This is a genomic window from Ideonella livida (assembly GCF_010499455.1).
Taxonomy (GTDB): Bacteria; Pseudomonadota; Gammaproteobacteria; order Burkholderiales; family Burkholderiaceae_C; genus Ideonella; species Ideonella livida.
Genome location: NZ_JAAGOH010000012.1, coordinates 138,559 through 150,655, shown reverse-complemented (window position 1 = coordinate 150,655; position 12,097 = coordinate 138,559). Strand labels below are relative to the sequence as shown.

The window sequence follows — 12,097 nt, the reverse complement described above, 5'->3', positions numbered from 1 at the left end:
CATCCCCCCGGCCGGAGAGCCCGCGCCCGTGGTGCCGTTGCTGCCTGCGTTGGCGGTGCTGAGCCCCGGTGCCGGCGGCGGGCTGGGCCGGGCCGGTTTGGCCGCGGGCGCCGGGGCGGGGGGCGCCTGGCGCCGGGCGATCTCGTCGGCCTGGATGATCCAGCGATAGGGCCGCTCTGCCACCTCGCGCAGGCGGGGGTCCAGCGGGGCAGAGGCCCGGGCGGCCGGGCTGGGCAGGCCGGCGGGGGCAGGGGCCGGCTGGGCCTGCAGCGCGGGGGCGCTGCAGCACAGGGCCAGCGCCATGGGGGCGCAAGCCCGGGCGGGAGCGGGGGCCGGCCAGGACCGGTGGACCGGGCGCAGGGTGGACAAGGTGGCGGACATCAGACCGTGGGCGGCGCAGGCCGCAAGGGGCGGTGTGGGGCCGCCTGCGGCAGCCCTCTGGCGCACAGTCTAGGAAAACGATTACCCAATCACATCCGGACAAACCCAGGCTGGGCGTCGCCGCCAACCCCGCCGGCCTGCCGGCCCGCCGAGGCTCAAGCCGACTCGCGCACCACCAGGCTGTGGGCCAGGGTCAGGGAGGCCGGTGTCTCCCCGGCTAGGCGGGCCAGCAGCAGGCGGGTGGCTTGCGCGCCCAGCTCGCGCATGGGCTGGGCCACGGTGGTGAGCGCGGGCTCGAACACCTCGGACAGGGGCAGGTTGTCAAAGCCCACCACCGCGATGTCCTGCGGCACCTGGCGCCCGGCGCGGCGGAAGGCCTTGATGGCGCCGATGGCCAGGGTGTCGGAGACGGCGAACACGGCGGTGGGCAGGGCGGCCAGGGAGAGCAGGGCACCTGCAGCCATGTGGCCGTCGGCGTAGTCGGCCTTGCGCGCGGTCTGGATCCAGCGCGGGTCCACGGCGATGCCGGCGCGGGCCATGGCGTCCAGATAGCCCTGGCGGCGTTGCTGGGCCCAGAGGAATTCCTCCTCGGCGGTGATCAGGGCGATGCGCTGGTGGCCGCGGTTGAGGAGGTACTGCACCGCGTCCACGGCGGCCTGGTGGTGGTCGATGCTCACATGCGGCACCTTGGAGCCAGGCATGACCTCGGAGCAGGCCACCCAGGGCAGCGGGGCAATCTCCTTGTGCAGTTCGGACTCAGGGTCGATGTGGGCCAGGCAGATCACGCCATCGGCCAGGCGGTTGTGCAGGGCGTCCAGCGCGGTGGCGCCGCGCTCCCAGCGCTGGGGCGCGTCGGCCAGCAGCAGGTGGTAGCCGCGGTCGCGGGTGACCGACTCCACGCCCTGCACGATCTCGGCGTAGTAGGGGTTGGCGAAGTCGGGCACCAGCACCAGGAGCATGCGCGTCTCGCTCTTGCGCAGGATGCGGCCGATGGCGTTGGCGCGGTAGCCCAGCTGTGCGACGGCGGCCTCCACCTTCTCGCGCGTTTCGGCATTGACCGGTTTGCTGTTGTTGATGACCCGCGACACGGTGGCCACGGACACGCCGGCCAGTTCTGCCACGGCGGTGATGGGGACGGACTCTGAGGCCATGAAAGGATGTGGGGAAAAGTTTTCCCACCATTCTGCCAATGCCTGGCATTCATGGCGTGGATGTCAGACATTCACTTAGGGGAAACACCAAATCGACCCAATGGGTAAACGATTACATTGCTTTCCCATACCAAGCGCTTCCACGGGGGCGGCAGTCCTCGCCCCCGGCTACCCCAACAGGAGACAACCATGCGCCACTTCCGGCGAATCGCGGCCCTGGCCGCCCTTGTTCTGGCCAGCACCCTGGCCCCCGTCCAAGCTCAGAACGTGACCCCGCCCGCCACCCCGGCGGTGGGGGCAGACGCTTCCGCCGCCCCCGCCGCGCCGGTGGCTGCCGCCGCCGCCAAGCCGGCCCCCGCCAAGATCGACAACCCCTACGGCGTGGAAGCGCTGTGGAGCCAGAGTGACGCAGTGGCCAAGGGCGTGCTGGTGATCCTGGCGCTGATGAGCATGGGCAGTTGGTACGTCATCGTGACCAAGCTGCTGGAGCAGGGCCGCATGAACCGCCAGGCCAAGGCCGCAGAGACCGACTTCTGGGGCGCGGGCACCGTGCGCTCGGGTGCCGAGAAGCTGGCCGAGGGCTCGCCCTTCCGCTTCATTGCCGAGGCCGGCCTGGAGGCCAGCAAGAAGCACGGCGGCCTGCACGCCAAGGTGGACTTTGCCGACTGGGTGGATTTGTCCATGCACCGCGCCACCGACCGGGTGCAGCGCCGCCTGACCAATGGCATGAGCTTCCTGGCCACCGTGGGCTCCACCAGCCCCTTTGTGGGCCTGTTTGGCACGGTCTGGGGCATTTACCACGCGCTCACCGCCATCGGTGTGGCCGGCCAGGCCAGCATCGACAAGGTGGCCGGCCCGGTGGGCGAGGCGCTGATCATGACCGCCATCGGCCTGGCCGTGGCTGTGCCGGCGGTGCTGGGCTACAACTGGCTGCTGCGCCGCAACAGCGCCGTCATGGACGAGGTGCGCGACTTCTCGGGCGAGCTGCACACCGTGCTGCTGGCCGGTGGGGCTGCAGGCGCCGCCGCCTGAGATCCCTCAGCCCCCACTCTGAGCTGAGGAGCCTGCCATGGCCATGAACATCCCCGCCGAGGGCGGGGCCGACGAGGTCGTCTCGGCCATCAACACCACGCCGCTGGTGGACGTGATGCTGGTGCTGCTGATCATCTTCCTGATCACCATCCCGGTGGTGAACTACTCGGTGCCGGTGGACCTGCCCAAGGAGCGCAATGAAGTGCGCGAGGCCAAGCCCGAGGACATCGTGATCTCGGTGGACGCGGGGGGTCGGCTCTTCTGGCTGGACGCCCCGGTCAAGAACACCGAAGACCTGGTGGCGCGCCTCAAGAAGATTGCCGTGATGAACCCGCAGCCCGAGGTGCACATCCGCGGGGACTTCAAGAGCGACTACGAGCCCGTGGGCCGGATCATCTACGCCTGCCAGCGCGCGGGCATCGTCAAGATCGGCTTCATCACCGAGCCGCCGGCCAGGAGCTGAACGCCATGGCACTCAAGAGCAAGAAGCGCCGCGCCGCGCCGGTGGAGGCCGCGCCGGTGGCCGACATCAACACCACACCGCTCATCGACGTGATGCTGGTGCTGCTGATCATGATGATCATCACCATCCCGGTGCAGCTGCACTCGGTCAACCTGAACATGCCCACGGGCAACCCGCCGGCGCAGCTGGAAAAGCCCGAGGTGCTGCGCATTGACATCGACCCGGCCAGCCAGGTGCTGTGGAACGGCACCGTGGTGAGCGGGCGCGAGGACCTGGAGCAGCGCATGGCCGAGCAGGTGGCCCGCCCGGTGCAGCCCGAGGTGCACCTGCGGCCCGACCGCAAGGCGCGCTACGAGGTGGTGGCCGGCGTGCTGGCCTCGGCCCAGCGCCTGGGCCTGAACAAGATCGGCGTGGTTGGATCGGAGCAGTTTGTCCCATGAACACCGCCACCCTGAACACGCCGGTCCACCCGGCAGGCGGCCTGCGGGCCCCGGGCGGCAGCAAGCGCTACAAGCCCCGCCACAAGTTCGGCCCCGTAGGGCTGCTGGTGATGGTGGGTGCCCACGTGGCCATTGGCTACCTGCTGGTCAGCGGCCTGGCGCGCCAGGCCTTTGAAATCGTCAAGAAGCCGCTGGAAGCCACCATCGTGCAAGAGGTGCAGCTGCCGCCCCCGCCGCCGCCGCCCCCGCCCCCGAAGCTGGAGAAGCTGCCCCCGCCGCCGCCCCAGGCCCCGCCGCCGGCCTACGTGCCGCCGCCCGAGGTGACGCCGCCGGCCGTGGTGGCCGCCGCCCCGGTCATCACGGCGGTGCAAAGCGTGGCCCCAGTGGCCCCGCCGCCGCCGGCTCCGCCCGCACCGCCGCCCCCGGCTCCCGTGCCGGCCGGCCCGCTCAAGGCCGACATCGCCGTGGCCTGCCCCAAGCAGGTCACCCCGCAGGTGCCGGAGCAGGCCATCGAGGACGGCACCAGCGGCACCGTCAAGGCCGAGCTGCACATCCAGGGCGGCAAGGTCACGCGGGTCAACATCCTCAGCGGCCCGCGCATCTTCCATGCCGCGGTGCGCGCGGCGGTGGGTCGCTACGGCTGCGCCGCCAACGACCAGGAGATGGTGGCCGTGCAGGACTTCACCTTCAAGGTCGACTGACACCCGGTGGCGGCGCCGCCCCCACCTGAACGCCCCACGCAACCCGATTCGCGAGGGCCGGCCATGCCCGGCCGGCCCCCGAACGCCCGAGCCCCCGGCCAAGCATGCCGGCGGGCCTACCCCAGGAGACTCAAGATGAACCGTCAACCCTTGCTCACCCCCCTGGCCCGGCAGCTGGCCGCAGGCGGCCTGCTGGCCCTGGCCCTGCCCATGGCCCCCGCCCTGGCGCAAGATGCCGCACCCGCGGCCGCCGGCGCCGCCAGTGCCCCGGCGGCCGAGGCCCCGGCCCCCGCCACGCCGGCTCGCCTGCAGGAGGTGGTGGTGACCGCCCAGAAGGTGCGTCAGCCCGCCTCCAAGACCCCTGTGGCGCTGACCGTGGTGGGCGGCGAGGAACTGCGCGCGGCCGGCGTGACCGATGCCCGTGGCCTGACCGACGTGGCCCCGGGGGTTCAGATCGGCCAAGAGAGCGGCAAGGCGCAGATCGCCATCCGCGGGGTGGTCAGCCTGGACATGACCGAGAAGGGTGACCCCTCGGCCGCCTTCAACGTGGACGGTGCCTACATCGCCCGCCCCGAGGCCCAGCTGGGCAGCTTCATGGACCTGGAGCGCGTGGAAGTGCTGCGTGGCCCGCAGGGCACCCTGTACGGCCGCAACGCCACCGCCGGCGCGGTCAACCTGATCACCAACAAGCCTACCCAGACCTTTGGCGGCAGTGTGGGCGCTGAGGTGGGCAACTACGGCCGCCGCAGCCTGGACGCTACCCTGAATGTGCCGCTGTCCGAGGTGTGGGCCGCCCGCGCCGCGGTGAGCAAGACCCAGCGCGACACCTACCTCAAGCCGGGCCCCAACAGCGACATTCCGCTGGAGAGCCAGGACGACCACGCCGCGCGCCTGCACCTGCTGGGCAAGTTCTCGCCTGACACCAGCCTGCTGCTGACCGCCGAGACCAGCCACAACGGCGGCGGCGGCTCCACGCCGGTGCCCATTGGCAACTTCTTTGAGGGCACCTACACCGGCCGTCTGCCTTTCTCTCCGGCGGGCACCGGCAACAACATCGCCAACCCCAAGTACGTCGACCGCGGCACCACGGCGCAGCTCACCGCCGGCCTGCCCTTCGCGGCCCATGACGCGCGCCGCGACGACGACAACACCGCCCTGCGCGCCGAGTTCCGCACCGGGCTGTCTTTCGCCGAGTTCACCTACCAGCTGGCGATGCTGAAGACCGAGCAGGACGACGTGCAGAACGGGTCCTACTTTGGTTTCCCCTTCGAGGGCCGCATCCGGGGTGACTCCAAGTCGGTGTCGCACGAGCTGCGCCTGAACAGCCTGGGCCAGGGGCCGCTGCGCTGGGTGGCCGGCGCCTATTTGTTCGACGAATCCATCGACCGCGACACGCAGTACAACACCTTCATCACCGCCCCCTTTGGCGCGTTCACGGTGAACGTGCCCTTCCTGCCGCACATCGAGAACCAGTCCAAGGCCCTGTTTGGCCAAATGACCTACGCCCTGGTGCCCGCCACCCGGCTGACCCTGGGCCTGCGGGTGACGCAAGACCAGAAGTCGGGCCGCGACCCGCTGGCCGGGACCGCCGCACCCACGGGGCAGACCAGCAGCTCGGCCGCCTACACCGCCAAAGTCAAGTTCAGCAACACGAGCTGGAAGGTGGGCGTGGAGCATGACCTGGACCGCCGCACCATGGTCTACGGCCATGTGGCCACCGGCTACAAAGCCGGTGGCTTCAATGACCACGGCGGCTCGTCCTCCTACAAGCCCGAGAACCTGACCGCCTACGAAGGCGGCATCAAGGGCCGCTTCCTGGGCGATGCGTTGCAGCTGTCCCTGGGCGCCTTCCACTACGACTACCGCGACCTGCAGCTGAACTCGGTGGTCTGCACCAGCGATTCGCCCGACAGCTGCGGCTCGCTGACCACCAACGCCGCCAACGCCACGGTGGACGGTGCCGAGGCTGAGGGCAAGCTGCGCGTGGGCGACTTTGGCGTGCTGCGCTTTGGCCTGTCGCTCAACCAGGCCAAGTTCAAGACCTACCGGCCGACCGAGGACGTGGACTTCAGCGGCCAGCGTCTGGACCGCGCGCCGGCGCAGGTGCTGAGCCTGGGCTACAGCCACGCCTTTGTGCTGGGCGACGGCGCCGAACTGCTGGCCACCGTGGGCACCCGCCTCAACGGCAGCTACATGATCAGCGATCCGGCTGAGGGCATCCGCTACACCCAGCCCGCCTTCCGCAAGAGCGACGCCAGCCTGGGCTACACCAGCGCCACCGGCAAGTACAGCGCCCAGCTCTATGTGAAGAACATCGAGAACGAAGTGACCCTCGAGAGCCGCGTGCCGGGCGCCTTCGCCGTGGGCGATCCCCGCACCTACGGCCTGCGCCTGGGCATGAAGTTCTGATGTGACGCCGGGTGCGGCGGGCGGGTTCGCCGCCCGCTGCCGCCCCTTACCTGACCCCAAGACTTGCCACCTCCCCGCGTTCGCGCCACAAGCCCGGGCGCGGGGCACGCAGACAGGATCCATCCTTTCATGCCCACCACCCTTCAGGGCCCGGCCCTCTTCCTGGCGCAGTTCGCGGGCGACCAGGCCCCGTTCAACACCTGGGACGGCATCACCCGCTGGGCCGCGTCGCTGGGTTATCGCGGCGTGCAGATCCCCACCTGGGACGCCCGCCTGTTCGACCTGGCCCTGGCCGCCCGGTCCAAGACCTACTGCGACGAGATCGCCGGCATCGCCCAGTCCCACGGCCTGGCCATCACCGAGCTGAGCACCCACCTGCAGGGCCAGCTGGTGGCGGTGCATCCCGCCTATGACGAGGCCTTTGACGCCTTTGCCCCCGAGGCGCTGCGCGGCAAGCCGGCCGAGCGCCAGGCCTGGGCGGTGGAACAAATGCACCTGGCCGCGCAGGCCTCGGCCCACCTGGGCCTGAAGGCCCACATCAGCTTCCCCGGCGCGCTGGCCTGGCCCTTCCTCTACCCCTGGCCGCAGCGCCCCGCCGGCCTGGTGGAGAAGGCCTTTGACGAGCTGGCCCGACGCTGGCGTCCCATCCTGGATGCCTTTGACGCGGCGGACTGCGACCTGGCCTTTGAGCTGCACCCTGGCGAAGACCTGCACGACGGCGTGACCTTCGACATGCTGCTGCAGCGCGTGGACGGCCACCGTCGCCTGGCCATTGCCTACGACCCCTCGCATTTCGTGCTGCAGCAGCTCGACTACCTGCAGTTCATCGACCTCTACCACGACCGCATCAAGGTCTTCCACGTCAAGGACGCGGAGTTCCGCCCCAACGGCCGGCAGGGTGTGTACGGCGGCTTCCAGCCTTGGGTGGAGCGCGCCGGGCGCTTCCGCTCGCTGGGCGACGGGCAGGTGGATTTCAAGGCCGTGTTCTCCAAGATGGCGCAGCACAACTTCAAGGGCTGGGCGGTGCTGGAATGGGAGTGCTGCCTGAAGCATCCCGAACAGGGCGCTGCCGAAGGCGCACCGTTCATCCGCGACCACATCATCCGCGTGACCGAGAAGGCCTTCGACGACTTTGCCGGCGCGGCCGCCGACCCCGCGCAGCTGGCTCGCATGCTGGGCCTGGCGGGCTGACGCACGGCCCCACCCCTCCGACAATCACGACACAGGAGCAGACGTCATGGGCAGCAGTTCGGAACCCGGCGCCAAGCCTCCCCGCATCCGCCTGGGCATGGTGGGCGGCGGGGAAGGGGCCTTCATCGGTGCGGTGCACCGCATGGCCGCGCGGCTGGACGACCACTACACCCTGGTGGCCGGTGCGCTCTCGGCCACGCCCGAAAAGGCCCTGCGATCGGGCCTGGCCCTGGGCCTGGCGCCGGATCGCCTCTACAGCGACTTCCGCGCCATGGCGCAGGCCGAGGCCGCACGGCCCGACGGCATCGAGGCCGTGGCCATCGTCACCCCCAACCACCTGCACGCGCCGGCCGCTCAGGCCTTTCTGGAAGCGGGCATTCACGTCATCTGCGACAAGCCCGTCACCACCACCAGCGCCGAGGCGCTGGCCCTGCAGGCCACGGTGGAGCGCAGCGGCTTGCTGTTTGCCGTGACCCACAACTACAGCGCCAACGCCATGGTGCGCCAGGCGCGCGAGCTGGTGCGCAGCGGTGCCCTGGGCGAGATCCGGGTGGTGCAGGTGGAGTACCCGCAAGATTGGCTGGCCGAGCCGCTGGAGGCCACCGCCCAGAAGCAGGCCGACTGGCGCACCGACCCGGCCCGCTCCGGCGCGGGCGGCTGCGTGGGCGACATCGGCACCCACGCCTTCCAGCTGGCCGAATTTGTCACCGGCTTGCAGGTGCACAGCCTGCTGGCGGAGGTGTCCACCTTTGTGCCCGGCCGGCGCCTGGACGATGACGTGCAGGTGCTGCTGCGCTTTGCGGGCGGTGCACGCGGCACGCTGTGGGCCAGCCAGGTGGCGCCCGGCCACCGCAACGGCCTGGCCTTGCGGGTGTACGGCAGCCGGGGCGGCCTGGCCTGGCGCCAGGAGCAGCCGGAAGACCTGCTGTACACGCCCCTGGGTGAACCCACCCGCGTCATCGGCCGCGGCGCGGCCGGCGCCGGCGCGGCGGCCCAACAGGTCACCCGCACGCCGGGCGGCCACCCCGAGGGCTATCTGGAAGCCTTTGCCACCGTCTACAGCGAGGTGGCCCAGGCCCTCTACGCCCGTCGCGAGGGCCGCCGCCTGGACGAGGCGGCGCTGAACTTCCCCACACTGGCCGACGGGCTGCGCGGCGTGCGTTTCATTGAGACCGTGGTGGCCTCCGGGCGTGCCGGCGGCCAGTGGGTGGCCCTGCCGCGGTAAGCGCACCGCGGCAGGGCCGGGCCGACAGGCCCAGGCGCCACCCCACATCCTTGCAGGGCCCGAGCGGGCCCGACCTTCGGAGACACACACCATGAGTCAGAACCACCAAATCAAGCGGGGCGTCAGCCTCTACAGCTTCCAGAACGACACCTTCCTGCGCACCATGACGCTGGAGGACTGCATCCGCACCTGCGCCGAGATCGGCGCCAAGGGCATCGAGGTGGTGGGTGAGCAGACCTTCACCGGCTGGCCCGAGGTGGGCATGCCCATGGCCGAGGTCGCCCACTGGCATGCGCTGATGGAGAAGTACGGCACCTACCCGGTCTGCCACGACTTCATGCTGGACTACAAGCGCGTCAAGGGCCGCCTGTTGAGCTTTGACGAGCAGGTCGCCAGCGTCAAGAAGGACATCGACTTTGGTGCCGCTCTGGGCGCGCCCTACATCCGCGCCCTGGTGTCCATCGCGCCCGAGGTGCTGGTGGCTTGCGCCAGCTATGCCGAGGACAAGGGCATCAAGATCCTGATCGAGATCCACGCCCCGCTGCACTTCGACCACCCGTGGATCATTCGCCACGCCGAGGCCTACGAGAAGTCCGGCTCCAAGGCGCTGGGTTTCCTGCCGGACATGGGCATGTTCGTGCACCGCTTCCCGCGGGTGTGGAAGGAGCGCTTCGTGCGCAACGGTGTGCCGCAGCACATTGCGGACTACATCGAGAAGGCTTACGAGGACCGCGTGCTCAGCGAGTACGTGCTGCTGGACGTGCGCGAGATGGGCGGCACCGGCCCGTCCTTGGCCATGGCCGAGACCCTGCGCCACAACGCCGCCTTCGAGCCCAAGCGCATGCTGGACTTCATGCCCCGCATCCACAACATCCACGGCAAGTTCTACGAGATGACCGAGGACGACGTGGAGTACTCCATCCCCTACGACGAGATCGTGGCGGTGCTGAAGGCCGGTGGTTTCAAGGGCCACATCTGCAGCGAGTACGAAGGCAACCGCTGGATCGAGGACGCGCACCCGGTGGAGTCGGTGGAACAGGTCAAGCGCCAGCACCGCATGCTCTGCCGCCTGCTGGACGAGCCCATGCCCGCCGCGCTGCAAGCGCAAGCCCGCTGAACCCGCCGACGCCAAGAGACACGAGGAGAACCCCACCATGATGGATCAACACATGCTCTGCGACGACGGCTTCGAGAACGTCGTGGAGAACGGAAACACCACCGGCTTTGCCCTGCGGGCGCGCCTGCCTTACTACCGCGGCCTGGGCCTGTCCATGGTCGAGGACATCGCTGTTTGCGTGGATGGCCAGGCCATCCCGCGTGAGGCGGTGCGCCTGGCCCTGCGCGGCCGCAGCTGGAGCCTGGACGAGATGGAGGCCTGCTTTGACGAAAAGTGGAACTTTGGCGAGAAGGCCCAGGTGCTCATCGCCCAGCCGGGCGGCCTGAGCGCCGGCGCCCACCAGGTGGACCTGGCCATCCGCTACCGCGTGTCCTACCTGCCCTTTGTGCCCACCACGCGCACGGGCCGACAACTCACCCTGGCGGCTTGAGCTGCACCCCCGGAAGGAGCACACCATGGCCCGATTCTTCAAGAACGCCTTCAGCGACTACCTGATCACCCCCGAGGACTCCCTCGTCACGCCCGAAGGCCTGGTGCTGGACCTGCGCCTGCCCTGGTACCGCTCGCTGCCGCTGTCGGTGGTGATGCCGACCCAGCTGCTGGTCGACGGCCAGCCCCTCTCGCTGGAGGGCGCCACCGTCGAGTACGAAGGCCGCCGCTACACCCTCGAGGAACTCCCCGAGCAGACCGGCACCTCCTGGTTCATCCAGGACTCGGTGCTGCTGCACGTGCCCACCCCGCAGCCCCTGTCGGCCGGCCCGCACCACGTGGTGGTCACGCTCAACCTCTACCCGCCCTACATCCCGATGCTGACCCATGTGACCCGCGGCGACGCGCAAATCCAAGCAGCTTGAGGAGCGACCTTTCATGACGACCACACCCGCCAAGGGCTTCCAGCTCGGCTCCACGCTCTACAGCTTCACCAACGAGTGGCATGAGCGCCGCTACGGCTTCGAGGACCTGATCGCCGAAGTGGCCAAGCGCCAGCTCGGCCCGGGCCTGGAGCTGATCGGCTTCTCCAGCATCCGCGGCTTTCCGAACGTCAGCGACGACTTCGCCGCCCGCTTCAAGGACCTGATGGCCGAGCACGGCCTGACCCCGAGCTGCCTGAGCATCAACGCCGACATGGCCATCCGCCGCGGCACGATGATGAGCGTGGACGAGGCCGTGGCCTACCACGCGCCGCAGATCGAGGCCGCCGCCAAGATGGGCTTTCCCACGGTGCGCTGCCAGTTCGCCGCGCCGGTGGAGGTGATCATCCGCCTGCTGCCGCTGCTGGAGAAGCACGGCATCAAGATCGGCCCCGAGGTGCACGCGCCGCTGAACCCCAGCTCGCCGCCGGTGATGGCCTGGCGCGAGGCCTATGCCAAGGCCAACTCGCCGCTGCTGGGTTTCATTCCCGACTTCGGCTGCTGCGCCAGCCGCCTGCCGGCCACCTACATCGCCAACCTGCGCCGCCAGGAACTGCCCGAGGACCTGATCCAGCTGGCCCTGGACGTGTGGCAGCTGCCCAAAGACGCGGGCTGGAAGCGCCAGGAGTTCGCCCGCCGCGTCGAGCCCCTGAACGCCGACCCGGCGGACGTGAGCGCACTGGCCGTGATGTTCAACATCCTCAGCCCCGGCACCGCCGAGATGTGGAAGGAGATCATGCCGCAGGTGGTCCACGTGCACGGCAAGTTCTACGACTTCGACGAACACGGCGACGAGGCCTCGATCGACTACAACAGCATCCTGCCGGTCTTCCACGACGGCGGCTTCACCGGCTTCATGTCCAGCGAATGGGAGGGCCACCTCTACATGCGCAATGTGGACGCCTTCGAGATGGTGGCCAAGCACCAGGCGCAGGCCCGGCGCGTGATCGCCAAGCACACGGGGCAAGCAGCGTGAGCGGGCCGAGCGCCGGGCCGCTCCCAAGCCGGCCCGCCGTCCCCTCGGGGGACCGGACGACGTACTCGTCGGCCGTGGGGCAGACATTGTCCGGGCGCAA

Annotated in this window: 12 protein-coding genes and 1 pseudogene; 11 read left to right on the top strand and 2 right to left on the bottom strand. The window is 69.7% G+C overall.

Annotated features, from left to right (window positions below; all coding sequences use genetic code 11):
* Both G3A44_RS11900 and G3A44_RS11895 read right to left on the bottom strand, forming a co-directional pair.
* Positions 1-381, bottom strand: a pseudogene (locus G3A44_RS11900) (hypothetical protein); the annotation flags it as partial.
* Between the two features lie 155 nt (positions 382-536).
* Positions 537-1,532: a LacI family DNA-binding transcriptional regulator gene (locus tag G3A44_RS11895; RefSeq protein ID WP_163457736.1), complete on the bottom strand. Its 996-nt coding sequence runs from the start codon at positions 1,530-1,532 to the stop codon at positions 537-539.
* A 189-nt stretch (positions 1,533-1,721) separates the two neighbouring features.
* On the opposite strand from G3A44_RS11895, the gene G3A44_RS11890 reads away from it, so the two are divergent.
* The 11 genes from G3A44_RS11890 (at position 1,722) to G3A44_RS11835 (ending at position 11,997) form a co-directional block, all read left to right on the top strand.
* Positions 1,722-2,564, top strand: coding sequence for a MotA/TolQ/ExbB proton channel family protein (locus G3A44_RS11890; RefSeq protein WP_163457735.1), 843 nt, complete (start codon positions 1,722-1,724; stop codon positions 2,562-2,564).
* A gap of 37 nt (positions 2,565-2,601) precedes the next feature.
* Positions 2,602-3,027 carry an ExbD/TolR family protein gene (locus G3A44_RS11885; protein ID WP_163457734.1) on the top strand — a complete coding sequence of 142 codons (426 nt, stop codon included), beginning with the start codon at positions 2,602-2,604 and terminating at the stop codon, positions 3,025-3,027.
* Positions 3,028-3,032: 5 nt separating this feature from the next.
* Complete coding sequence (locus G3A44_RS11880) at positions 3,033-3,467, top strand: ExbD/TolR family protein (protein WP_163457733.1); 435 nt, start codon at positions 3,033-3,035, stop codon at positions 3,465-3,467.
* Positions 3,464-4,168 (top strand): energy transducer TonB, encoded by a 705-nt coding sequence (locus G3A44_RS23275; protein ID WP_239061830.1) that lies wholly within the window; start codon positions 3,464-3,466, stop codon positions 4,166-4,168. Before G3A44_RS11880 ends, G3A44_RS23275 begins: the two co-directional genes overlap by 4 nt.
* 135 nt (positions 4,169-4,303) lie before the next feature.
* Positions 4,304-6,577, top strand: coding sequence for a TonB-dependent receptor (locus tag G3A44_RS11865; protein WP_163457731.1), 2,274 nt, complete (start codon positions 4,304-4,306; stop codon positions 6,575-6,577).
* Between the two features lie 129 nt (positions 6,578-6,706).
* Positions 6,707-7,768 (top strand): sugar phosphate isomerase/epimerase family protein, encoded by a 1,062-nt coding sequence (locus G3A44_RS11860; RefSeq protein WP_163457730.1) that lies wholly within the window; start codon positions 6,707-6,709, stop codon positions 7,766-7,768.
* Positions 7,769-7,814: 46 nt separating this feature from the next.
* Complete coding sequence (locus G3A44_RS11855; protein ID WP_163457729.1) at positions 7,815-8,993, top strand: Gfo/Idh/MocA family protein; 1,179 nt, start codon at positions 7,815-7,817, stop codon at positions 8,991-8,993.
* 91 nt (positions 8,994-9,084) lie between these two features.
* On the top strand, positions 9,085-10,110 hold the full coding sequence (locus G3A44_RS11850) for a sugar phosphate isomerase/epimerase family protein (protein WP_163457728.1): 1,026 nt from the start codon (positions 9,085-9,087) through the stop codon (positions 10,108-10,110).
* A gap of 37 nt (positions 10,111-10,147) precedes the next feature.
* A complete protein-coding gene (locus G3A44_RS11845) occupies positions 10,148-10,540 on the top strand; it encodes a C-glycoside deglycosidase beta subunit domain-containing protein (RefSeq protein ID WP_163457727.1) in 393 nt (130 codons plus the stop codon).
* Positions 10,541-10,565: 25 nt separating this feature from the next.
* A complete protein-coding gene (locus tag G3A44_RS11840; protein WP_163457726.1) occupies positions 10,566-10,964 on the top strand; it encodes a C-glycoside deglycosidase beta subunit domain-containing protein in 399 nt (132 codons plus the stop codon).
* 13 nt (positions 10,965-10,977) lie between these two features.
* On the top strand, positions 10,978-11,997 hold the full coding sequence (locus G3A44_RS11835; protein ID WP_163457725.1) for a sugar phosphate isomerase/epimerase family protein: 1,020 nt from the start codon (positions 10,978-10,980) through the stop codon (positions 11,995-11,997).
* The last annotated feature ends 100 nt before the right edge of the window (positions 11,998-12,097 follow it).